This is a genomic window from Brachybacterium sp. GCM10030267 (assembly GCF_042666875.1).
Taxonomy (GTDB): Bacteria; Actinomycetota; Actinomycetes; order Actinomycetales; family Dermabacteraceae; genus Brachybacterium.
Map to the genome: position 1 here is coordinate 185,270 of NZ_JBHTCX010000002.1, position 21,677 is coordinate 206,946.

Consider the following 21,677-nt stretch of genomic DNA (forward strand, 5'->3'; position numbering starts at 1 on the left):
TCGGATCAGACGTCGATGATCGGGTTCAGGTGCTGGTCGGCGAAGCGTGAGCGCAGGAACTCGGCGTGGACGTCGAGGTCGCGGGAGACCCCGGCGACGATGTCCGCCTCGATGCGTTCGAGTCCTTCGTCCAGCACGCTCAGCTGCTGGTCGATGGTGCCGAGGTTCTCCAGCGCCTCCTGGCGGGCTGCGCCGGCGAAGGAGGCGAGGAAGCCGATGGTGTCCTCGGCGGCGTCGACCAGGTCCGGCAGGTACCGGGTGGCCATGCCCTCGAGCATGGTGACGTCGCCGTCGTAGGGACGCCGCGCCTGGATCGTCTCCGAGCCCACGAGGGTCTCGATGCGCTCCAGCAGGGAGTCGATGTGGTCCAGTGCGAGCCGTGCGGCGGGGTCGGAGGCGCGCTCACGCAGTGCGGTGGTGCGCTCCCGGGTGCGGGCCGCTGCTTCCAGGATCCCTTCGAGGGTCTCGCGCGTGGTCTCGGGGACGTCGGGGCCGACGGGGCTCAGCAGCGCCGGCTTCGGCCGCAGCGCACGCGCCAGCGCACCGCTGCCGCCGGCGACGAGCGCGCCCACGCCGAGGGCGACCCCGACCGTGTCGAGGGGGCCGGCGATGACGTTGCCGAGGCCGAGCACCAGGCTGGTGAGGCCGGCGGCGCCACCGGCGAGGAGAGGCGCCCCCACCCAGAGCAGGCCGCCCCGACGCCGCGGGCGGTCCACTGCGGTCTCGGAGGGCGGGTGGACGGTGCCCTGGAGCGGGCGCCGGGCGGGTCCCCACAGGTCCCGGCGCTCGGGCGTGGCCTTCCACGGCAGGTCGCGGTCGCCGGGCGCGACGGGATCGGGGGACGTGCCGTCCCCGGTGTCCGGCCGGTGGGCCGGTCGATCGTTCCCCTCGTGCACAGGTAACCCGATCTCTCGGAAGGCGGAGCCGGCGCGGGGCCCGGGAGCCGCCCGAGCGCCCCGTCGTCGGCTTGTCGGAAGGCTATCGCGATCGGCTGGGAGGGAACATGGCTGCGCCCTTCACGCCCGGCCCTTCACGCCCGCCACGATGCCGGGGCGCTGACGCCGTCGCCCTTCACACCGCCGCGATGATCCTATAGGATCCACGTCGAGACACCGTCGACGTTGAAGGGACAGCGATGTTCACCGCGGAGAACTGGCCGATCGGGGCCAACATGCTGTCGTTCGGGAACACCACCTCGGACGGCACCCCGACCCTGGAGGCCCCGTCCTCCGTCTGGGCCTCGCAGCTGCGTCAGGTCAAGGAGCTCGGTGTCGACCAGATCGACCCCACCGATGCCTGGCTGCCGCTGGCCAAGCTCAGCGATGAGCGCCTCGAGGAGTTCCGCAGCGTGCTCGACGGGGAGGGTCTGTCGCTGTCCTCGATCTCCATGACGCGCAACTCCGTCGTCGACGCCCGCCACGGGGAGCAGAACCTCGCCGACGCGCTGCGGTTCATCGAACTCGCCCCGAGCTTCGGCGTGAGCGTCGTCAACACCGGCTTCATGCAGGCCCTCACCGAGGCCCAGAGCAAGGCCATCTGGTTCTGGCTCGAGGACGGCCACCACGACGACCCGGCCCTGCGCGACCTGGCCATCGAACGCATCCGCACCCTGGGGGACGCCGCGAAGGCACAGGGCATCCAGGTCAGCCTCGAGATGTACGAGGACACCTACGTCGGCACGGCCGATGACGCCGTCGCCTTCCTGGCCGACGTCGACCACGAGGCCGTCGGCCTGAACCCCGACGTCGGCAACCTGGTGCGCCTGCACCGCGAGGTCGAGCCCTGGCAGGACATCTTCGAGAAGGTCCTGCCCCACTCGAACTTCTGGCACATCAAGAACTACACCCGCGACTACGACACCGCCACCGGCGCCTACTCCTCGGCGCCGATGCCGCTGAAGTACGGCTACATCAACTACCGCTCCGTGATCCGCCGCGCCCTCGAGCTCGGCTATACGGGTCCGTTCTGCTGCGAGCACTACGGCTCCGACTCCCTCGGCGTCATCGCCGAGAACGTGCACTACATCAGGCAGGTGCTGAGCTCGGCTCTAGCATGAGGCCCCGGGGCGCACGCCCCTGACGTCCGAGGAACGAAGGAGTTCTGATGGATCCCGTCCTGCTCATCGCGCTGCTCGTCGGCATCGCACTCATCATCGTCATCGTCCTGCGCACCCGCCTGGACGCGTTCGCCGGCCTGCTGATCGCCTCCGTGGTGGTCGGTCTCATCGCGGGCCAGTCGCTGCCGGCCATCGTCGAATCCATCAAGACCGGGTTCGGGAACACGCTGGCCTCCATCGGCATCGTGATCGGCCTCGGCGTGGCCATCGGCAAGATCCTCGAGGTCTCCGGTGCCGCGCAGGCCATCGCGATGGCGTTCCTGCGCCTGTTCGGCAAGGGCCGTGAGCCCTGGGCCATGACCAGCATCGGTGCGCTGATCTCGGTGCCGGTGTTCTGCGACTCCGGCTACGTGATCATGAACCCGCTGGCCCGCGCCATCGCCAGGGTCAAGCAGTACGGCTACGCCACCGTGGGCATCGCGCTCGCCGGCGGCATGGTCATCACCCACCACTTCGTCCCGCCCACCCCGGGCCCGCTCGGCGTGGCCGGGCTGCTCGGCGTCAACGTCGGCTCCGTCATCCTCACCGGCCTCGTCTTCACCGTGCTGATGATCCCGGTGGTCACCCTCTACGCGAAGTGGATCGGTCCGCGGGTCGAGCCGGTGATCAATGCCGAGGTCCAGGAAGCCGTGTACGGCAACGTGCGCGAGGATCGCTCCGCCGTGGCCGTCGCGACCGGCGGCCCTGCGGGCGGCGGGCCGGGACCCCGAACCCCGACGGCGGACGGGCCGGCGCCGGACGGGCCCGACGGGTCCGACGGCGCGGCAGGCCTGGACGGTCTCGGGGCCGGCGCCGAGCTCGGCGAGCCGCCTGCGGGGGAGCCGCCCCACCGCGTCGGCCCCGTGGTCGGGCTGCTGCCCCTGGTGGTGCCGATCGTACTGATCGTGATGAACACGGTCGTCTCCGCCCTCGACATGGAAGCCCAGGGCGTGGCCCTGCCTGAGGACTACGAGCCCTCCGGATGGGCCGGGCCCTTCATCTTCCTCGGCGACCCGGTGATCGCGCTGCTGATCGGTCTGGTGATGGCCGTCTACCTGCTGCTGCCGCGCTGGACGCCGCGCAAGAAGAGCCACAAGTGGCTCGGCGACGCCGCGGCCGACGCAGGCCTGATCCTGCTGATCACCGGCGCCGGCGGCGGCCTGGGCCAGGTGCTGCGCGACACCGGCATCGGCGATGCGCTGGCCGAGGCGATCGGCGGGCTCCCGCTGCCCTCGTTCCTGCTGCCCTTCCTGATCGCCTCGATCGTGCGCATCGCGCAGGGCTCCGGCACGGTCTCCATGATCACCGCCGCCTCCGTCACCGCACCGGTGATGGGCACGATCGGCCTGGACCCTCTGGTCGCGGTGATGGCCTGCGTCGCCGGCGCCATGGTGTGCAGCTACTTCAACGACTCCTACTTCTGGGTCGTCACCCGCTTCCTCGGCCTCGAGGGCACCGCGGCCCTGAAGGCCCACTCCGGGATGACGACCGTGATGTGGGCGGCCTCGATCCCGATGCTGTTCGTCCTCAGCCTCGTCCTGGGAGCGGGCGGCTGACGCTGTCCACCCGGCCGGTGGGGCCCGCTCTCCTCTGCCCCACCGGCCCTCTGCCCCTGCCGATCCCCCGACCTCTGCCAGCCCCTCTGACCCGCACGACCGACCCATCGCAACCCACCAGATCCCGACCGGACGGAGAACCGACCCCATGACCCTCGAGAACACCAGGATCCAGCCCTTCCCCGACGAGCGCACCGCGATCGTCACCGGTGCCGGCGCCGAGCGCGGCATCGGCCGCCGCGTCGTCCGCAAGCTCGTCAGCGAAGGCTGGAGCGTGGTCGCCGCCGACCTCGACGGTGCTGCCGTGGAGCAGTTCGCCACCGAGCTGAGCGGCGAGCTCCCCGACGGGGCCGCTCAGAAGGTGATCGGCGTGGCCGTCGACGTCAGCGATCAGGCCGCCGTGGACGCCGCCTTCGAACGCATCGACGCCGAGATGCCGCCCATCGCCGCCCTGGTGAACCTCGCCGGGATCCCCAGCCCACACACGATCTTCGAGCTGACCGGCGAGATCTGGGACAAGGTCATGGACGTCAACGGCAAGGGCACCCTGCTGATGACCCAGGCCGCGGCGAAGCGCATGATCGACGGCGGCTTCGGCGGGCGCGTCGTGAACACCTCCTCCATCACCGCGCTCGACGGCGGGGGCACCTTCTCCAAGACCGGCTACGCCGCAGCGAAGGCCGCCGTGCAGGGCCTCACCCGCGGCACCGCCCGCGAGCTCGGCCAGTACGGCATCACCGCCAACGTGATCCTGCCCGGGCCCATCGACACCGACATCATGGGCGGCACCCTCACCGATGAGCGCAAGGAAGGCATGTCCTCCAACATCCCGCTGCACCGCGTGGGCCAGCCCGAGGAGGTCGCCGGACTGATCAACTTCCTGGTCAGCGAGGACTCGAGCTACGTCAACGGCACCTCCATCAGCGTCGACGGCGGCAAGCACATGCACTGACGGTCCGGGCCCCGGAGGTCCTCTCCGGGGCCGGCCCTGCCTGCCCTGCCCCGCGCCGCCGCGCTCTCGGCGCCCCCACGTCACCGCCCCCACAGGAGAGCCCACCCATGGCCGATTCGACACTGTCCGGCGCCCTGGAATTCGCGAGGATGCTCGCCGCCGGCGGCTTCCGCCTGGACCCGCTGGAATCCGCTCCCTCCATCGAGGACATCCGCCTGCTCGCCAGGCGACGCCTGCCCACGATGGCCTTCGACATCATCGACGGAGCCTCCAACCACGAGCTGACCCGCGAGGCGAACGTGGAGGACCTGCGCGAGGTGCTCTTCCGACCGCGCTGGCTGACCGACATCTCCCACGTCGACGCCTCCACCACCGTCGACGGCATGACCCTGGATCGTCCCTACGTGCTCGGCCCGCTGGGCCTGCAGCGCATGATCGGCGGCGAGGGCGAGCTCGGGGCGGTCCGCGCCGCCGGCAGGGCGAACATCCCCTTCACCATCTCCACGGCCTCGAACTGGGCGATGGAGGAGCTCGCCGACCAGGCGACGGGGCCGCTGTGGTACCAGCTGTACATGTACAAGTCCGAGGCCATCGTCTCCAGCCTCATCACCCGGGCCAAGGCCATCGGCGCCGAGGCGCTCGTGGTCACCGTCGACGTGCCCCTGAACGGGAAGCGGTACCGCGACCACCGCAACGGCATGTCGATCCCGCCGAAGATCACCCCCCGCAACGCCGTCCAGGCGATCCGTCACCTCGACTGGACCCGAGCGGTGATGCGGCCCCCGGCGATCGGGTTCCGCAACCTCAAGGACGAGATCCAGGGCGACAACGCCGTCTCGCACCAGGAGTTCGTCAACAAGCACCTCACCAACCTCACCCTGACCTGGGACAACATCGAACAGGTGCGGCGGCAGTGGGGCGGCCCCCTCTACATCAAGGGCATCCTCACCCCGGAGGACGCGCTGCGCGCGCTGAAGGTCGGGGCCGACGGGGTCTACGTCTCCAACCACGGGGGTCGCCAGCTCGACTCCTCGCCCAGCTCCATCCGCGCCCTGCCCTCGATCGTCGACGCCGTCGACGGCCGCATGACCGTCGTGTTCGATTCCGGCGTGCGCACCGGCGACGACATCGCCAAGGCCCTCGCCGTCGGCGCGGACCTCGTCTCCATCGGCCGGGCCTGGGGCTACGGCAACGCCGCCGCCGGGGAGAAGGGCGTGCTGCGCGTGCTGGACATCCTCGACGGCGAGCTGGCGCTGGCCATGGGCCAGCTCGGCGCGACCAGCATCGACGCGCTGGACCGCAGCTTCGTCGACTACCCCGAGGCCTGGCACGGCCACGGCCGGCACCGCGAACCCGAGCCCGCCGACGTCACCGAGGAGTTCACCCCATGACCAGCACCTGGAAACTCGCCGTCACCGCCGATTACGCCGAGGCCGACGGCACCACCGTCTACGGCGACATCGGCCTGGGCGCGCTCGCCGAGCACGGCATCCAGTGGTCCCTGGTCGGCGAGGGCGGCGGCCCGCTGCGTGCCGGGGAGCTCGAGGGCTACGACGCGGTGCTGCTGCTCAGCGGCACACCGCTCGGCCGGGACCAGCTCGAGGGCGTGACCACGCTGAAGCATGTGGCCCGCTTCGGCGCCGGCTACGACTCCGTGGATCTCGCCGCGTGCGACGAGCGCGGGATCACCGTCACCAACGCCCCCACCGGACTGCGCGTGCCGATGGCGCACACCGCGCTGACCTTCGTGTTCGCCCTCGCCCACAACCTGCTGCCCAAGGATCGCCTGGTGCGCGAGGCCGACTGGGACCGCAAGGCCGACTACCGTGGCCCCGGCCTGGCCGCGGCCACGATCGGCGTGATCGGGCTCGGCGGCATCGGGCAGGAGACCGTGCGCCAGCTGCGGGCGCTGGACCTCGAGGTGGTGGCCTGGAACCGCTCACCGCGTCCCGAGTTCTGCGCCGAGACGGGCATCAGCCAGCTCGAGCTGGACGAGGTCATCGCCCGCAGCGACTACCTCATCCTCACCGTCGCCGCGACGGGGGAGACGCGTCACCTCATCGGTGCGCGCGAGCTGGCGGCGATGAAGCAGACCGCGTTCCTGGTCAACATCGCCCGCGGCGCCGTCGTCGATGAGCCCGCCCTGATCACCGCGCTGCAGGAGGGACGCATCGCCGGCGCCGGCCTCGACGTGTTCGAGGTCGAGCCGCTCCCGGCCGACAGCCCGCTGATCGGCATGGACAACGTGGTGCTCTCCCCGCACTCGCTGTGCTGGACCCAGGACTTCACCGATGCCGTCGGCGCCGAGGCACTCGGCGAGGTCATCGCGATGGCTGCCGGCCGCACCCCGCACCACGTCGTCAATGCCCCGCGCGGTGGGGCTGCGGGAGAGCCGACCCTGGCGGGAGAGGCCTGATGGGCGAGCGCTCCGCGGCCGATGAGGCCCGCATCTGCGAACTCACCGCGCTCGTGACCGGCGCCGCCTCCGAGCGCGGCATCGGCCGCGGTGTGGCGCTGCGGCTGGCGCGCGAGGGCCGCCCGCTGGCACTGCTGGATCTGGGCGCCGACGGGCTCGCCGAGGCCGCCGAGCAGGCCCGCGCCGCCGGATCACCGAGCGTGGCCACGGCGCAGGCGGACATCTCCGACGAGGCCAGTGTCGGCGCGGCCGTCGCCGCGGTCGATGACGCTGCGGTCGCCCCGATCGGTACGCTCGTCAGCTGCGCCGGGATCGCGAACCCGACCCCCTTCCTCGAGCTGACCAGCGCAGACTTTCTGCGCACCCTGTCGATCAACACCCTGGGTACGTTCCACCTCGCCCAGCGCGTGCTCCCGAGGATGCTCCAGCAGGGCCTGGGGCGGATCGTCGCGATGAGCTCGACCGCCGCGCAGGACGGCGGCGGGAACTTCTCGACCTCGGCCTATGCGGCCTCCAAGGCCGGCGTCGAGGGTCTGATCCGCGGGCTCGCGAAAGAGGTCGCCGGCACCGGCGTCACCACCGCCGCGATCGCCCCGGCCAACATCGACACCGACATCATGGGCGGCCGCCTCGAGGGGGAGCGTCGCGAGCAGTTCGTCGCCCGTACTCCCGTCGGGCGGCTCGGCACCGTCGAGGAGCTGGCCGAGCTGGTCGCCTTCCTCGTCGGCCCCCACGGCGGGTTCACCACCGGGGCGACCTACAACCTCAACGGCGGGCTGCGGGTGGGCTGAGGAGAGCGTGCCTCAGCGCAGGCGGGCGCGAGCGTCGCGAGGGCGTCGCGCGGCTCTGGGCTCGGTCGAGAACACGGCCGAGAGGCGTGAGAACGAGCCCATCAGGTGCGCGCGCATCGCCTGCTCGGCCGCGTCGGGGTCGCAGTCCTCGATCGCGCGTGCGATCGCCTGATGCTCGCGGTGGGTCGTGCCGCCTTCGGAGTCGGTCTGGTACAGGCGGAAGATGTGCACGTGGGCGTGCAGCCGTTCGAACGTGCTCGGCAGCAGCTCATTGCCCGAGGCCTGCAGGATCCGCAGATGGAACTGACGGTCGCGCAGCGCGCGCCGCGCCTGTGTGCTGCGGTCGTCGCCGTGCAGCGCGGCCAGGGCCTCGAGCTCGGTGCGCAGCTGCGGGCCGGGATTCGTCAGCCGCTCCGTGGCCGCCTCCCGCGCGGCCCATGGTTCCAGCAGCAGCCGGACCTCGAACAGCGCGACGAGGCCGTCCAGATCGATCGGAGCGGTCACGTCGTACCCGCGGGATGCGGAGCGGACCACGAGGCTGTCGCCCTCGAGCCGGTGCAGCGCCTCGCGCACGGGGGTCTGGGAGACGCCGAGCCGGCGGGCCTCATCCCCGATGGAGATGCGCTCTCCCGGCTCCAGATCATGCTGGATGATGCGCATCCGCAACGCCTCGTACACGCTCTCCGGGCCGGTGTCCGTGGAACCCGGTTCCGTGGTGGGGCTGTCGCGCATGGCCTCCTCCTTCGATGTGGTGCCGGGCGTGCCTGGCCAGGTGGTGCCCGGCCGGCTGCGACGCGCAGAGGGACCGCGCGCGCACCGGCAGGGAGATCGTCTCAGCCGCCGACGAGCCCGGGCAGCCAGGTCGTCAGGAACGGGACGAAGGTGATCAGCGCCAGCACGAGGAGCATCGGCACGAAGAAGGGCAGCACGCCCTTGATCACCGTGGTCACCGGGACCTTCGTCACCGAGGACAGCACGAACAGCACAAGCCCGACCGGTGGGGTGAGCAGACCGATCATGAGGTTGAAGATCATCATGACCGCGAAGTGCGTGGCATCGATGCCGTACACGCTGGCGATCGGGGCCAGCACGGGGACCAGGATGAGGATCGCGGCGGTCGGCTCCAGGACCGCGCCGACGACCAGCAGCAGGACGTTGATCAGCAGCAGGAAGATCAGCGGCCGGTCGGTGACCTGCAGGATCAGTTCCGTCACCACCTGCGGGGCCTGCTCGCGGGCCAGCACCCAGCCGAACAGGGAGGCGCTGGTGACGATGATCAGCACGCTGCCGGTGGTCTCGACCGTGGAGGCGGCGATGCGTCCGAGCGACCTCCCGTTCAGCGTCCGGTAGCACAGTGCGAGGATCGCGACGTAGGCGACGCCCAGCGCGGAGGCCTCCGTGGGGGTGACGATGCCCGAGAGGATCCCGCCGAGGATGATGACGGCGGCGCCGGCCACCGGCAGCGCCTTGGCGACGTCCTTGAGGCGTCGGGCCATCGGCGGCTTCTCCAGGCGGAGGTCATCGCGCCGGCGGGTCTGGATCCACACCAGCAGGCACAGAGCCGCCACCAGCACCACGGCGGGCACGATCCCGGCCAGGAACAGGGTGCTCACCGAGAGACCGGCGGTGACCGCGTAGATGATCGCGGGGATGCTGGGCGGGATCATCGGGGCGATCAGGGAGGAAGCGCCGGTGACACCCAGGGCGAACCCCTCGGGGTAACCGCGCTGCTTCATCGCCGGCACCTGGATGCGGCCCATCGCGGCGGCGTCGGAGATGGCGGCCCCGCTCATCCAGGAGAAGCCGAAGCTGGTGGCGATGTTGACATAGCCCAGCGAGCCGCGGACGTGCCCGATGGTGCTGGAGGCGGCATCGAACAGCCGGTCCGTGGCCCCGGAGACGTTGGCGAGATTGCCGAGCAGGATGAACATCGGCACCGCGAGGATCGCGAAGTCGAAGACGCCGGAGGCGGTCTGCTGGGCGGCGAGGGCGGCCGTGGCCGTCTCGTCCAGGACGATGTAGGCGATCGAGGGGATCAGCAGGGCGATCCACACCGGGACGCGCAGGGCGAGCAGCACCAGCAGCGCGGCGAACATGATCAGCAGGACCACGGGATCACAGCCCTTCCATCGCGGCGGCCTTCTCGGCCACGTCGGGCACTTCGGAGGGGTGGCGCAGGTACCGCACGATGTTCAGGACCGTGTGGCCCAGGATCATCAAGTACCCCACGAGCACGGCTCCGTACAGCAGCGGCATGGGCAGGGAGGTCGCCGTCATCGTGAGCGACCCGGTCAGCATCATCAGCGAGATCGCCGCGATGACCATGTACGCCGCGGCGGCCGCGACCACCAGCATCGCGAAGATCTGGGAGGCGGTTGCCAGACGCCTGGGCAGGTAGACCGCCAGGATGTCGACCCCGATGTGCGCATTGCGGGAGGAGACGAACCCGGCCCCGACGAAGGTCAGCCACACCACCAGCAGACGAGCCACCTCCTCGCTCCAGGGCAGGGGCATGCTGAGCACGTAGCGGGTGAAGATCTGGAAGATGATCACCGCGAACACGACCAGCAGCAGGCCGCCGGCGACGAATCGTTCGGCGTCGACGAGCCAGCCGTAGGCGCGAAACTTCCGCTCGTAGTGGTCCCGTTCGATGTATGAATCGAGGTCCGGGACCTGACCGTCGCGGGTCCCCTCGACGGGCTTGGGCGATTGCATGCTCATCGGACCGACTCCTGGAGCTCGAGGTAGAGGTCGCCCCACGGGACGGTGTCGGGGAACTCCTCGGCGATGAGCTCCTGGAACGCGGCGACGTCGACGTCGTCGTTGACGGTGATCGCGTCCTCCTCCTGCCAAGACTGCAGCGTCTCCTCCTCGGCCTCGACGATGCAGTCCCGGGTGGCGATCCGGGCCTCCTCCATGGCGTCCTCAAAGCCGGCTCTCTCGTCGGCGCTGAGGGAGTCCACGAAGCGCTGGGAGGAGACGATGTTGACGGCCTGGACCATGTGCCCGGTGAGGTTGAGGTAGTCCTGGACCTCGTAGAACTTCTGGACGTCGATGGTCGGGATGGGGTTCTCCTGGGCGTCGATCGCGCCCTGCTGCAGCCCGAGGTAGGCCTCCGACAGCGCCATGGGGGTGGCGCTGCCGTTCATGATCGAGAAGCTCGTGATGTACAGCGGGGCGTCCGGGGTGCGGATCTTGAGCCCGGAGAGGTCCTCCGGCTCGGTGATCGGCGTGTTCGAGGTGATGTGGCGGGTGCCGTAGTACCAGGTGCTGTTGACCCGCAGGCCGGTCTCGGCGGCCATCTCGTCGTAGACCTCCTCCATGATCGGACCGTTGGTCGCCTCGTCGAACTGCTCGACGTCGGTGAACAGGTAGGGCGCATCCAGCACGGCCGCCTCCGGGTACCACTTGCCCAGGAACGACGGCCCGACGACGCCGAGCTCGAGGCCACCGGTGGCGATCTGTTCGGCGGTCTCGCCCTCCCCGCCGATCTGACCGGAGGGGTAGGTCTCGACCGCGAAGCCGTCGTCAGCCAGCTCGGTGCGCAGCGTCTCGGCCCCGCACGACTCCACCGGATGAGCCGGGTCGTACTGGTGGGCGAAGCGGATCACGCGGGCGTCCGGATCGGCGGTGGCCTCGTCGAGCTGGCTGGTGTCGACGGGCTCCCACAGTCCGCAGCCCGCCAAGGACAGCACGGACAGGGCCGCAGCCAGGACGGTGGCGGGGTGACGGCGGCTCATCGTGCGCCCTCCAGGGGCTCCGGGAACGAGAGGCCGTGCCGGGTGGCGACGATGCGCAGCTCCTGGAGCGTGGACTCCGCCAGCTCGACGTCATCGGCAGCGGCTGCCAGCCGGGAGGCCTCGAGGTCGCCGGGAGACAGAACGGTCCCCTCCGGGCTCGAGGCCCGTACCTCCTCCTGGAGCTCGGCGACCTTGGCCCGGATATCGGCCGGGTCGCCGAAGGCCGCGAGGTCGAGGGCGATCAGGAGGTGTCCGGTGTTCATGCGGGAGGAGTGGTCCTGCCAGATGTCCACCGTCCGGAACGCGAAGGAGGCGCTGGTCAGCGCTGCTGACAAGCCTTCCAGCAGCACGGCGATGCCGGACCCCTTGTGGCCGCCGAAGGGCAGCAGGGCACCGCCGTCGAGCACGGCGGCGGGATCGGTGGTGGGGGCTGCGGTGGCGTCCACGCCCCAGCCCTCGGGAATAGTGGTGCCCTCGTTGCGGGCGGCGACGACCTTGCCGTACGCCCCGGCCGTGGTCGCGAGATCGGCCCCCAGCGGATGGGACCCGGCCGAAGGCAGGCTGATGGTCAGCGGGTTGGTCCCGAGGATCGGGGTGGAGCCGCCGAAGGGGGTCGCCACGGGCCCCGTTGTCGAGGAGAGGATCCCGGCCAGCTCGCGCTCGGCCAGCTGATCGCCCCAGAAGCGGCCGGCCCCGAAGTGGCTGGAGCCCTGGACGGCCACCGTGGCGATGCCGTGGGTGGCGGCGGCTTCGGCGGCGATCTCGACGGCGCGCTGCATGGTGACCTGGCCGAAGGCGCCGCGGCCGTCCAGCACGGTCACGGCGCCGTGCCGGCGGACGACGGTGGGGACGGAGCCGGGGTCGATACCGCCGGCGGCGACCGCCTCGAGATAGAGCGGCAGTCGCAGGAGCCCGTGGGAGTAGATACCGGCCTGGTCGGCCGCGAGCAGGGAGCGGGCGACCAGCCGGGCCGCGGAGGACTCCACACCGGCATCCTCGAGAGCGTGGGTGGCCAGCGCGCGCAGAGCGTCCACGCCGAAGCGGAGTGACGTCATCGTCACGGTCCTTTCTATACGAAGTCCGCACAAGCTATACAACTGTGGCGGGCGACACAAGGGGGTGTGCCTGGGTGTCGACGAACGGGGCACTCAGACGGCGCGGACTCCGGAGCCGGCCCGTGCGGGCCGCGTGCGGGTGGTCCAGAGCAGCCCGATCGCCGCACCGAGCATGAGCACGCCGACGGCGGCGAAGGCGGCACGGTAGTCCGCGAGCCCGGCGGAACGGTCGGGGCCAGCACGTCCAGCACCACCCCGATCAGGAGGACGGCGAGCAACGACGTGGAGTACCCGCCGATGTTCACCATCCCCGTGGCGGTCCCGATCGCCCGTGAGGAGACTCCCGTGCGCGCGAGGTCGAAGCCGACCGGACAGGTCGCCGCACCGATCGCCAAGGCGACCATCAGCGGCAGAAGCTGCCCGGCGGAGAGAGGCCCGGGCGCGAGCAGAGTCAGGGTCCAGACCAGGGTGAGGATTCCGCCGGCGATCCAGCCGAGCCGAGCACGATGCCGGGGGAAGCGGCCGGTGAGCACGCCGATCATCGGGCCCACCGCCACCATGACGACGACATTGAGGGTCAGCAGCGTCCCCACCTCGGCAGGCGCGAGCCCATGGCCCTCGGTCATGAAGGGCACGCCCCACAGGAACAGGAACGAGTTCACACTCAGCAGCGTCAGCGAGTGCAGGAAGAACCCCGACCAGGCGGCGCGGGAGGTGAACACCTCCCGCAGAACCTGACCCGGGCGAGACGGCACGGGAACGGTGTGGCCGTCGTCCTCGGGCGGCTCGTCCTGGACGACGGCGATCACCAGCAGCACGCTGACCAGCAGGAGTGCGGCCAGAGAGGCCCACGCGGTGGTCCATCCGGCCGCCACCAGCAAGGCGAGGAACGGTACCGCCGCCACGGCCTGGCCGAACTGGCCGATCATCGCCGCCAGCTGCGTGAACACAGGGACCTGACCCGAGCGGAACCAGGTCGCGGTCAGCCGCACCACGCTGATCAGCGTGGCGGCGTCGCCGACGCCGGTGAGCATGCGTGCGATCAGGGCAGTGGGCACGTCCGTGGCGACGGCGAGCAGTCCCTGCCCGACGGCCATGGTCACCGCCCCGAGGATCAGCATGCGGCGCGGGCCGATGCGGTCCAGCAGGAGCCCGGCGGGGATCTGGGCCGCCGCGTACGTTCCGAGCTGGACGACCCCGAACAGGCTAAGCACGGCGCCGCTGACATCGAAGCGCTCCGACGCCTCCACGCTGGCCACCCCGAACGAGGCGCGGCCGGAGACGGCGCACAGGTAGGCGAGGACACCGACGGCCCAGACGAGGTGGGCGCGGCCGAGGCGCGGTGCCGCGGTCACCGTGCTCCCGGCAGCACGCCGTCGGGTGGCGGCGTCTCGAGGATCGCCCGGTAGACGACGTCGACGCTGGGGGAGGAGGCCGTCCGCCGGTCACGGGTGGCGGCGACCTTCCGTCCCTCGCCGATCCTGCCCACCGGGATGACATCGAGCTCGCTGGTATCGGAGATGGTCGCCGCCAGTGCGTTCAGCACACCCACCCCGAGGCCGGCCTTGGCGAGATTCGCGACGGTCTGCGGCTGCTCGGTCTGCCAGGCCACGGGGATCTCCAGGCCCCAGGCGTGCAGTGCGCTGCCGGTGTCCGGATCGATCTCCGCCCCCGGTTGCGCCACTGCGATGAGGGGATGCTCGGTGATCAGGCACGGGTCCAGCCCTCCATCGGTCCTCGGGCCGAGCTGCGCCAGCGGATGCTGAGGAGGCACGATCGCGACGTAGCGCTCGGTCCACAGATGCACGCTCTCGAAGTCCTCGGGCGGCGGATCACCGGCCAGCGAGTGGATGGCGATGTGGAACCGGCCGGCGACGATGCCGGAGATGAGGTCCTGCGTGGTCAGCTCGGTCAGCTCGATCCGGATGTGCGGATGCTCGGCGTGGACCGCGGCGAGGACGGCGGGCAGGAACCCCGCGCTGACACTGGGATGGCAGCCGATCACGACCCGCCCGCGCGGGGTGCCGGTGTGCTGATCGACCACCTCCGCTCCGCGCTCGAGCGCCTCCAGAACCTTGCGGGCGTGGGGGAGGAAGGCCGTGCCGAGCTCCGTCGGCCCGATCGGGCGGTGGCTGCGGTCCACCAGCGTGCCGCCCAGGGCACGCTCGAGCGCTGCGACATGCGTGCTCACGCGGGACTGCGCGCGGTGCAGGGCGCGTGCGGCACCCGAGAAGCTTCCGTGATCGATGACCGCGACGAAGGTCTCCAGCCAGTCCGTCTGGTCGACGCGGGGCATCGCTTCCTCCTGGGGAGTGGTCGTCCTTGATCGCAGCGGGTCACGCTCGAGTGCACCCTGAGCTCGGGGCCGCAGCATGGTTCCTGGTCAGAGGCCCGATGTGACCCACATATCAATATTGTATATAGGATTTCCGGATCTCGGATCGCTCGGGGGACGACCCCGGGTACGGGCGTTGGTAGCGTCGAAGCACCTCGATGACGAGTGGCTCTCTCGACCCAGCACACAGCCGTGCGGGCGGTCGCTCCGCATCGATGGGCCTCACCCCCGACCCGCACGATGAAGTGGAGTCAGCCATGACGCGCACCGACCTTTCCTCACGTTCCGATCGTCCCGGCGTCGATCCCGCCGGCGCACCCCGCGTCCCGCGGCGCCTCGTCTCCGGGATCGCCGGCGCCGCCGCTATCGCCCTGGTCGCCGTCGGCTGCTCGGGCGGCTCGGGCGGAGGCTCCGTGGACGGCGATGCTCTCCAGGCCTGCAACGACGTCAACGCCGAGTACCCGGGCGGCCCCGTCGAACTGATCGTCCCCTGGGCCGCCGGCGGCGGGACCGACGGCGTGGCCCGCCTCATCGGCGAGCAGCTGTCCGGCCAGATGGAGACGAGCGTCAACGTCGTCAACCGCACCGGCGGCTCCGGCGTCGTCGGCCACCAGGCGATGGTCGACGCAGAGCCCGACGGGCAGACCCTCGGCCTGGTCACCGTGGAGATCGGCATGATGCACCACCAGGGTCTGACCGAGATCAGCGGCGAGGACCTCACCGCCATCTCCCAGATGAACGAGGACGGCGCGGGGATCACCGTCGCCGCCGACGCCGAGTGGGAGAACGCGGAAGAGCTGCTGACCTACATCGAGGAGAACCCGGGGGAGGTGACCGCCTCGGGCACCGGGCAGGGAGGCATCTGGCACCTGGCCCTGCTGGGCATGCTCATCGACAACGACATCCCCGTCGACGCCGTGAACTTCGTGCCTTCCGAGGGTGCGGCCCCCGCGCTCCAGGAGCTCGTGGCCGGCGGGATCGACATGACCACCAACGCCCTCGGCGAATCCAAGACCATGCTCGACTCGGACCGCGCCAAGGCCCTGGGCGTGATGGGCACGGAGCGCGACCCCGCTTTCCCGGACGTCGAGACCCTCCAGGAGCAGCTCGGCTCCGACTATTCCATGACCGTGTGGCGCGGCATCGCCGGACCCAAGGAGCTCGACCCCACGATCGTCGAGGAGCTCGAATGCCACCTCGGTCTGATCGCCGAGTCCGATGAGTTCAACGAGTTCATGACCGACACCGGCCTGGGCGTGAAGTACGCGGGCGCCGAGGAGTTCCAGACCCTCATGCGCGAGGACGATGACGCCAAGGGCGAGGTCATGGAGGAAGCGGGACTCGCCAAGTGAGCACCGCCCGACCCAGCGACACGGCGGGGGCGATGCGTGGGAACGTCATCATCGGCGCCGCCTCCGTCCTGGTCGGCGCCGCGGTGATTCCCTACGGCGCCGCGATGCCCTACGTCCGCGAGGGGATCCCCGGGCCCGGTCTGTTTCCGATGATGATCGGCGGCCTGCTGGTCCTCTTCGGCGCCCTGCTGATCCTGACCAGCGTGCTCACCGCACGCCGCGAGCGTCGTCATCGCGACGAGCTCGCCGAGATACGCTCCGCCGCGGCCGGTGGCCCATCGACCGCGACGACTGCGGTGACCGGCGGAACAGCACCCACCGGGGCCGGTGGGCCGGGTGCGGACAGTGCGGCCGACGCGCTCGAAGACGCCGCGCCGGAGACCGGGCCGCAGCCCTCACCGGACACCGAGCCGGAGGCCGAGCCCCCGGAGACCGTGGCCGTGATGGATACCGACATCGGCTCCGACGGGGCGCGGCGCTGGATCAACGGCGCGATCCTCATGGGCGGCATCGTCGGGTACGTGCTGCTCGTCGAGACGCTCGGCTTCCCGCTGACCATGGCGCTGCTGGTGACCGCGATCGTGTGGTCGCTGCGGGCGAAGTGGTGGGTGGCCGTGGCGACCGGCGTGGTCACCGCGCTCGCCTTGTGGGCCATGTTCGAGCAGGGCCTGATGGTCCAGCTCCCCGACGGCATCATCCGGGGGTTCTGAGATGGGATACGACCTCCAGAGCGCCTTCCAGCTGGTCGCCGACCCCACCACGGTCCTCGTGGTCGTCCTGGCCGGGCTCTTCGGCCTGGTCATCGGCTCCCTGCCCGGCATGACCGCCACCCTGGCAGCAGCGCTGCTGGTGCCCTTCACCTTCTTCCTGGACCCGGTGCCGGCCATCGCCGCCATCATCACCATGTCGGCGATGACGATCTTCGCCGGAGACGTCCCCAGTGCCCTGCTGAGAATCCCGGGCACGCCCTCCAGCGCCGCCTACACCGAGGACGCCTTCGCCCTGACCCGGCACGGGAAGGGCGCCCTCGGGCTCGGGGTCTCCCTGATCGGCTCGGTGATCGGCGGTCTGTTCGGGTCCCTGGTGCTGATCTTCGTCTCCCCGGTGCTCGGGGAGTTCGCCCTGCGCTTCACCAGCTACGAGTACTTCTGGGTGGCCGTGCTGGGCCTGACTGCGGCCGTGATCGTCTCCCGGGGCTCCCAGCTCAAGGGTGCGATCGCCCTGATGGCAGGGCTGCTGGTCTCCACCGTCGGGCTCGACGTGACCCTGGGCTACCCGAGGTTCACCTTCGGGGAGGAGCAGCTCTACCGCGGCGTCGACTTCATCGCCGCCATGATCGGCCTGTTCGGCCTCTCCGAGGTGCTGCGTGCCGTGACCGCCCGCCGGGGTGAGTCGATGCCCATCCCGAAGATCGCCGGTCAGGGCACGGTGCGTCCGGCCTTCAGTGCCCTGTGGCGGTACAAGGGGCGCGTCGCGGCGGGCTCGGGCATCGGCGGAGTCGTCGGGGCGCTGCCCGGGGCGGGGGCCGACATCGCGGCCTGGATCGCCTACGCCTTCACTCGTGCCACCAGCCGTCGCGGATCCGCGAAGAACGCGGCCGAGGTATCGGACGAACGGCGGGTGGAGTCCATCGCCGGTGCCTCCAGCGCGAACAACGCCGGCGTGGCCTCCGCCTACGTCCCCACGCTCGCGTTCGGCATCCCCGGCGACACCATCACCGCGATCCTGATCGGCGTGCTGCTGGTCAAGGGCATCACTCCGGGGCCGGACCTGTTCCTGTACCAGACGGACATGCTCTACGCGCTGTACATGATCTTCATCCTCGCCAACCTGCTGCTGCTGCCGCTCGGCTTCCTGCTGATCCGGGCCTCCGGCCTGGTGCTGCGGATCCCGCGCTCGGTGCTGATGGGGCTGATCGTGGCTATCTCGATCTGCGGCGCGTTCGCCATCAACAACGGCTACCTCGAGGTGGGGTTGATGGTGATCTTCGGAGTGCTCGGGTACCTCTTCGAGAAGGGCAGCATCCCGCTGGCCCCAGTGGTGCTGGGCATCGTGCTGGGCCCCATCGTCGAGCAGAACTTCATGCAGTCGGTGATCAAGACCAACTGGGATCTCACCCAGTTCTTCACCCGCCCCATCAGCGCGGTCCTCATCCTGCTCGTGGTCGCGGCGATCGCCTCGGTGCCGCTGATGGGTTGGCTGGGCCGACGCTCCGAGCGGGCCGCCGCGCTGCAGGCCGCCGAGGCCGAGCGGTGAGCGCGACGTCAGGTGCGCGGACGCAGCGTCGTCATCCCCCCGTCGATCGGCAGCAGCACCCCGGTGGTCGAGCGGTTGCGCGGAGAGGCGAGGTAGCAGTGCGCCTCGGCCACCTCCTCCGGCTCGACCATGCGGCCGTGGGGCTGGCGCGCATCCAGCGCCTGCCGCTCCGCGACCGGGTCCTCGGCCTTGGCCAGCAGCCGGCCGATCCACGGGGTGTTCGCCGTGCCGGGGACGACGGCATTGACCCGGATGCCCTCACGCACCCAGTCCGCCGCCATGGCCAGGGTCATCGCCTGCACCGCGCCCTTGGAGGCGGAGTACAGCACGCGCTCGGGCAGTCCCAGCATGGAGGCGATCGAGGCGGTGTTGACCACCACGGCGTGCTCGGAGCGCCGCAGATGGGGGAGCGCGGCCGTGGTCACGCGGGCCACCGAGGTGACGTTCACATCCAGCACCCGCGCCCATTCCTCGTCGTCGTGGGCGTCGACCTGGCCCTGCGCCCCGATCCCGGCATTGTTGATCACGATGTCCAGGCCGCCGAGATGATGGGCCGCCTGGTCGACGGCGGCCTGCACCGCCTCGGTGTCGGTGACGTCGACCTGGATGCGCAGCGCCCCCTCGGGAGCGCCGGAGGGATCGAGATCGAGCGCCGCCACCGAGGCTCCGCGCGCGCTCAGGGCTCGGATCGTCGCCGCGCCGATGCCCGCCCCGCCGCCGGTCACCAGCGCCTTCAAGCCCTGGAACTCCGCGTCCTGGTTCGCCGTCATGGGCTCTCCTCCTCATCGAGTGATCGTCGCTGCAGGATAGGCGACCTCCCACCCCTGGACCACCACGCTTCCATCACCCGACCCCTCGAAGGAGCATCGTGCGAGCACTCGTCCTGACCGACTACCACCACCTGGAGGTCCTCGAGAGGGATCGTCCCGACCCCGGCCCCGGGGAGGTGCTGCTGCGGATCGCGGCCACCGGCATCTGCGGCTCCGACTTCCACGGGTTCACCGGCGAGAACGGCCGCCGCGTCCCCGGCCAGGTCATGGGCCACGAATCCGCCGCCACCGTCGCAGCCCTCGGGGACGGGGTCGATCCCGCCGAGCTGCCCGTCGGCGCCCCCGCGACCTTCAACCCGCTGGTGGTGCCGCCTGAGCAGGCCGAGCAGTACCGCGGCCGCGAGCAGCACGCTCCCGGCAAGCAGGTCATCGGGGTCGCCCAGGAGATCCAGGCGTCCTTCGCGGACTACCTCGTCGTGCCCGCACGCAACGTGCACCTGCTGGATCCGGAGCTTCCCCTGCACCTCGGTGCGCTCGTCGAGCCCCTGGCCGTCGCCGTCCACGCGGTGCGCCTGGGCCAGCCCGATGCGGGAGAGAAAGTGCTGGTCATCGGCGGCGGACCGATCGGGCAGAGCGTCGTGATCGCCCTGCGGATGGCAGGGGTCGACCGCATCGTGCTCTCCGAGATGGACCCCGCCCGCCGGGAGCTGGTCGCGGCGCTCGGCGCAGAGCCCGTCGACCCCTCTGCGGGCAGCACCGCCGACCTCGTGGCCGACGCGCTCGGCGGCCCGGCCGACCTCGCCGTGGACGCCGTCGGCATCAGCGCCACCATGGCCGACGCCCTCTCTGCGACGTCGCTGGGCGGACGCGTCGTCCTGGTGGGCATGGGATCGCCCAGACTGGAGCTGCCGGCCTTCGCCATCAGCACCGAGGAGCGCACCATCCACGGGTCCTTCACCTACACCGCGCAGGATTTCGCCGACGCCACTGCTTGGATCGGTGCGCACGCCGACGATGTGGCCCCGCTGGTCAGCGACGTGGTGCCGCCGGAGCAGGCCCAGGAGGCCTTCGCGAGGCTGGCCGCCGGAAAGGGCCCGGCCGGCAAGATCCTGGTGAGCTTCGAGCAGGAGGGCCCGTCCCAGCAGGAGGAGCACGAGGGGAACGCTGCATGAGCACCCATCAGCGCACCATCCGCCACGTCCGCGCGTACACCGTCACCGGCGGCGGCGCCGATTACCACGACCAGGGCGCCGACCACTGGATCGACGACCACATCGCGACCCCGATGTCCGTCTACCCCGGTTACGCCGACTCCCGACAGTCTTTCGGACTGAACGTGCTGGGCACGCTGATGGTCGAGATCGAGGCCGACGACGGCACCGTGGGCTTCGCCGTCTCCACCGGTGGCGACCTCGGCGCCTGGATCGTCGAGAAGCACCTGGTCCGATTCCTCGAGGGCGCCGCGGTCACCGACATCGAGCGGATCTGGGACCAGATGTACCGCTCCACCCTGTTCTACGGGCGCCGCGGCATCGTGCTGAACACCATCAGCGCCATCGACCTCGCCCTGTACGACCTGCTGGGACGCCTCCGCCAGGAACCCGTGTACGCCCTGCTCGGCGGGCCCGTGCGCGAGGAGCTGACGATGTATGCGACCGGGGCCCGTCCCGATATCGCGAAGCAGCTCGGCTTCCTCGGCGGCAAGATGCCGCTGCATCACGGCCCGGCCGACGGGGCCGACGGGATGGAGAAGAACATCGCCCTGCTCGCCGAGATGCGCGAGAAGGTCGGGGACGACTTCTGGCTCATGTACGACTGCTGGATGTCGCTCGACGTCGACTACGCCACCCGCCTCGCCCACCGCGCCCACGAGCACGGCCTGCGCTGGCTCGAGGAGGCACTGATCCCCGACGACTACTGGGGCTACCAGCAACTGCGCCGGAACGTGCCACCCGGCATGCTCATCACCACGGGCGAGCACGAAGCCACCCGCTGGGGCTTCCGCCAGCTGCTCGAGATGGGCGCGGCCGACATCATCCAGCCCGACGTCGGCTGGTGCGGCGGCATCACCGAACTGCTGAAGATCTCCGCGCTCGCCGATGCGCACGGGGCGATGGTGGTCCCGCACGGCTCCTCCGTGTACTCGTACCACTTCGTCATCACCCGCACGAACAGCCCGTTCAGCGAATTCCTCATGATGCACCCCACCGCCGAGGAGATCGTGCCGATGTTCTCGCCCATGCTCACCGGCGAGCCGGTACCGGTCGACGGGAAGATCCGCGTGCCGGACACCCCCGGATTCGGGGTCGAGTTCAACTCCGAGATCCCCACCACCAGGCCGTTCACCCACTGAAGGAGA

20 protein-coding genes are annotated in these 21,677 nt (G+C 70.6%); 11 read left to right on the top strand and 9 right to left on the bottom strand.

The window, feature by feature from the left end; genetic code table 11:
- Window positions 1-5: 5 nt before the first annotated feature.
- The gene (locus ACFQS2_RS01260; protein WP_377792427.1) at window positions 6-896 is read right to left on the bottom strand and encodes a hypothetical protein; all 891 of its coding nucleotides are present in this window, start codon (window positions 894-896) and stop codon (window positions 6-8) included.
- A 239-nt stretch (window positions 897-1,135) separates the two neighbouring features.
- Between ACFQS2_RS01260 and ACFQS2_RS01265 the strand changes: the two genes are divergently transcribed.
- The 6 genes from ACFQS2_RS01265 (at window position 1,136) to ACFQS2_RS01290 (ending at window position 7,810) form a co-directional block, all read left to right on the top strand.
- Window positions 1,136-2,056: a sugar phosphate isomerase/epimerase family protein gene (locus ACFQS2_RS01265; RefSeq protein ID WP_377792428.1), complete on the top strand. Its 921-nt coding sequence runs from the start codon at window positions 1,136-1,138 to the stop codon at window positions 2,054-2,056.
- Window positions 2,057-2,103: 47 nt separating this feature from the next.
- On the top strand, window positions 2,104-3,651 hold the full coding sequence (locus ACFQS2_RS01270; protein ID WP_377792429.1) for a GntP family permease: 1,548 nt from the start codon (window positions 2,104-2,106) through the stop codon (window positions 3,649-3,651).
- Window positions 3,652-3,799: 148 nt separating this feature from the next.
- Window positions 3,800-4,603, top strand: a complete 804-nt coding sequence (locus ACFQS2_RS01275; RefSeq protein ID WP_377792430.1) for an SDR family NAD(P)-dependent oxidoreductase — start codon at window positions 3,800-3,802, stop codon at window positions 4,601-4,603.
- Between the two features lie 107 nt (window positions 4,604-4,710).
- Window positions 4,711-5,994 carry an alpha-hydroxy acid oxidase gene (locus tag ACFQS2_RS01280; RefSeq protein WP_377792431.1) on the top strand — a complete coding sequence of 428 codons (1,284 nt, stop codon included), beginning with the start codon at window positions 4,711-4,713 and terminating at the stop codon, window positions 5,992-5,994.
- Window positions 5,991-7,019, top strand: coding sequence for an NAD(P)-dependent oxidoreductase (locus ACFQS2_RS01285; RefSeq protein ID WP_377792432.1), 1,029 nt, complete (start codon window positions 5,991-5,993; stop codon window positions 7,017-7,019). The genes ACFQS2_RS01280 and ACFQS2_RS01285 overlap by 4 nt, the downstream gene beginning before the upstream one ends.
- Window positions 7,019-7,810 (top strand): SDR family NAD(P)-dependent oxidoreductase, encoded by a 792-nt coding sequence (locus ACFQS2_RS01290; protein ID WP_377792433.1) that lies wholly within the window; start codon window positions 7,019-7,021, stop codon window positions 7,808-7,810. Before ACFQS2_RS01285 ends, ACFQS2_RS01290 begins: the two co-directional genes overlap by 1 nt.
- 12 nt (window positions 7,811-7,822) lie before the next feature.
- Here ACFQS2_RS01290 and ACFQS2_RS01295 read toward each other — a convergent pair whose 3' ends face one another.
- The 7 genes from ACFQS2_RS01295 to ACFQS2_RS01325 all read right to left on the bottom strand — a co-directional run bounded on the left by ACFQS2_RS01295 (window position 7,823) and on the right by ACFQS2_RS01325 (window position 14,901).
- Complete coding sequence (locus ACFQS2_RS01295; protein ID WP_377792434.1) at window positions 7,823-8,542, bottom strand: GntR family transcriptional regulator; 720 nt, start codon at window positions 8,540-8,542, stop codon at window positions 7,823-7,825.
- A gap of 101 nt (window positions 8,543-8,643) precedes the next feature.
- Window positions 8,644-9,921 carry a TRAP transporter large permease gene (locus tag ACFQS2_RS01300; RefSeq protein WP_377792435.1) on the bottom strand — a complete coding sequence of 426 codons (1,278 nt, stop codon included), beginning with the start codon at window positions 9,919-9,921 and terminating at the stop codon, window positions 8,644-8,646.
- A 4-nt stretch (window positions 9,922-9,925) separates the two neighbouring features.
- On the bottom strand, window positions 9,926-10,531 hold the full coding sequence (locus ACFQS2_RS01305) for a TRAP transporter small permease (protein ID WP_377792436.1): 606 nt from the start codon (window positions 10,529-10,531) through the stop codon (window positions 9,926-9,928).
- On the bottom strand, window positions 10,528-11,550 hold the full coding sequence (locus ACFQS2_RS01310; RefSeq protein WP_377792437.1) for a DctP family TRAP transporter solute-binding subunit: 1,023 nt from the start codon (window positions 11,548-11,550) through the stop codon (window positions 10,528-10,530). The genes ACFQS2_RS01305 and ACFQS2_RS01310 overlap by 4 nt, the downstream gene beginning before the upstream one ends.
- Window positions 11,547-12,605 (bottom strand): Ldh family oxidoreductase, encoded by a 1,059-nt coding sequence (locus tag ACFQS2_RS01315; RefSeq protein WP_377792438.1) that lies wholly within the window; start codon window positions 12,603-12,605, stop codon window positions 11,547-11,549. Before ACFQS2_RS01315 ends, ACFQS2_RS01310 begins: the two co-directional genes overlap by 4 nt.
- Window positions 12,606-12,619: 14 nt before the next feature.
- Window positions 12,620-13,960: an MFS transporter gene (locus ACFQS2_RS01320; protein WP_377792439.1), complete on the bottom strand. Its 1,341-nt coding sequence runs from the start codon at window positions 13,958-13,960 to the stop codon at window positions 12,620-12,622.
- A complete protein-coding gene (locus tag ACFQS2_RS01325) occupies window positions 13,957-14,901 on the bottom strand; it encodes a LysR family transcriptional regulator (RefSeq protein ID WP_377792440.1) in 945 nt (314 codons plus the stop codon). Before ACFQS2_RS01325 ends, ACFQS2_RS01320 begins: the two co-directional genes overlap by 4 nt.
- Window positions 14,902-15,197: 296 nt before the next feature.
- Here ACFQS2_RS01325 and ACFQS2_RS01330 point away from each other — a divergent pair, with 296 nt between their 5' ends.
- Genes ACFQS2_RS01330 through ACFQS2_RS01340 form a run of 3 tightly spaced genes read left to right on the top strand, consistent with a single transcriptional unit; the run spans window position 15,198 to window position 18,548 of the window.
- The gene (locus ACFQS2_RS01330; RefSeq protein WP_377018100.1) at window positions 15,198-16,292 is read left to right on the top strand and encodes a tripartite tricarboxylate transporter substrate binding protein; all 1,095 of its coding nucleotides are present in this window, start codon (window positions 15,198-15,200) and stop codon (window positions 16,290-16,292) included.
- Window positions 16,289-17,002 carry a tripartite tricarboxylate transporter TctB family protein gene (locus tag ACFQS2_RS01335; RefSeq protein WP_377018101.1) on the top strand — a complete coding sequence of 238 codons (714 nt, stop codon included), beginning with the start codon at window positions 16,289-16,291 and terminating at the stop codon, window positions 17,000-17,002. Before ACFQS2_RS01330 ends, ACFQS2_RS01335 begins: the two co-directional genes overlap by 4 nt.
- 1 nt (window position 17,003) lies before the next feature.
- Window positions 17,004-18,548 (top strand): tripartite tricarboxylate transporter permease, encoded by a 1,545-nt coding sequence (locus tag ACFQS2_RS01340; RefSeq protein ID WP_377018102.1) that lies wholly within the window; start codon window positions 17,004-17,006, stop codon window positions 18,546-18,548.
- Between the two features lie 8 nt (window positions 18,549-18,556).
- Here the strand turns inward: ACFQS2_RS01340 and ACFQS2_RS01345 are convergent, their stop codons facing one another.
- Window positions 18,557-19,318 (bottom strand): SDR family NAD(P)-dependent oxidoreductase, encoded by a 762-nt coding sequence (locus ACFQS2_RS01345; RefSeq protein WP_377018103.1) that lies wholly within the window; start codon window positions 19,316-19,318, stop codon window positions 18,557-18,559.
- A gap of 98 nt (window positions 19,319-19,416) precedes the next feature.
- Between ACFQS2_RS01345 and ACFQS2_RS01350 the strand changes: the two genes are divergently transcribed.
- Both ACFQS2_RS01350 and rhmD read left to right on the top strand, forming a co-directional pair.
- Window positions 19,417-20,490 (top strand): zinc-binding dehydrogenase, encoded by a 1,074-nt coding sequence (locus ACFQS2_RS01350; RefSeq protein WP_377018105.1) that lies wholly within the window; start codon window positions 19,417-19,419, stop codon window positions 20,488-20,490.
- Window positions 20,487-21,671 carry an L-rhamnonate dehydratase gene (gene rhmD / locus ACFQS2_RS01355; RefSeq protein ID WP_377792441.1) on the top strand — a complete coding sequence of 395 codons (1,185 nt, stop codon included), beginning with the start codon at window positions 20,487-20,489 and terminating at the stop codon, window positions 21,669-21,671. The genes ACFQS2_RS01350 and rhmD overlap by 4 nt, the downstream gene beginning before the upstream one ends.
- The last annotated feature ends 6 nt before the right edge of the window (window positions 21,672-21,677 follow it).

Coding starts and splice junctions, on each gene's coding strand:
- ACFQS2_RS01265 (WP_377792428.1), top strand. CDS start 1,136: ATGTTCACCGCGGAGAACTGGCCGATCGGGGCCAACATGCTGTCGTTC.
- ACFQS2_RS01270 (WP_377792429.1), top strand. CDS start 2,104: ATGGATCCCGTCCTGCTCATCGCGCTGCTCGTCGGCATCGCACTCATC.
- ACFQS2_RS01275 (WP_377792430.1), top strand. CDS start 3,800: ATGACCCTCGAGAACACCAGGATCCAGCCCTTCCCCGACGAGCGCACC.
- ACFQS2_RS01280 (WP_377792431.1), top strand. CDS start 4,711: ATGGCCGATTCGACACTGTCCGGCGCCCTGGAATTCGCGAGGATGCTC.
- ACFQS2_RS01285 (WP_377792432.1), top strand. CDS start 5,991: ATGACCAGCACCTGGAAACTCGCCGTCACCGCCGATTACGCCGAGGCC.
- ACFQS2_RS01290 (WP_377792433.1), top strand. CDS start 7,019: ATGGGCGAGCGCTCCGCGGCCGATGAGGCCCGCATCTGCGAACTCACC.
- ACFQS2_RS01295 (WP_377792434.1), bottom strand. CDS start 8,542: ATGCGCGACAGCCCCACCACGGAACCGGGTTCCACGGACACCGGCCCG.
- ACFQS2_RS01305 (WP_377792436.1), bottom strand. CDS start 10,531: ATGAGCATGCAATCGCCCAAGCCCGTCGAGGGGACCCGCGACGGTCAG.
- ACFQS2_RS01310 (WP_377792437.1), bottom strand. CDS start 11,550: ATGAGCCGCCGTCACCCCGCCACCGTCCTGGCTGCGGCCCTGTCCGTG.
- ACFQS2_RS01315 (WP_377792438.1), bottom strand. CDS start 12,605: ATGACGTCACTCCGCTTCGGCGTGGACGCTCTGCGCGCGCTGGCCACC.
- ACFQS2_RS01325 (WP_377792440.1), bottom strand. CDS start 14,901: ATGCCCCGCGTCGACCAGACGGACTGGCTGGAGACCTTCGTCGCGGTC.
- ACFQS2_RS01330 (WP_377018100.1), top strand. CDS start 15,198: ATGACGCGCACCGACCTTTCCTCACGTTCCGATCGTCCCGGCGTCGAT.
- ACFQS2_RS01340 (WP_377018102.1), top strand. CDS start 17,004: ATGGGATACGACCTCCAGAGCGCCTTCCAGCTGGTCGCCGACCCCACC.
- ACFQS2_RS01345 (WP_377018103.1), bottom strand. CDS start 19,318: ATGACGGCGAACCAGGACGCGGAGTTCCAGGGCTTGAAGGCGCTGGTG.
- rhmD (WP_377792441.1), top strand. CDS start 20,487: ATGAGCACCCATCAGCGCACCATCCGCCACGTCCGCGCGTACACCGTC.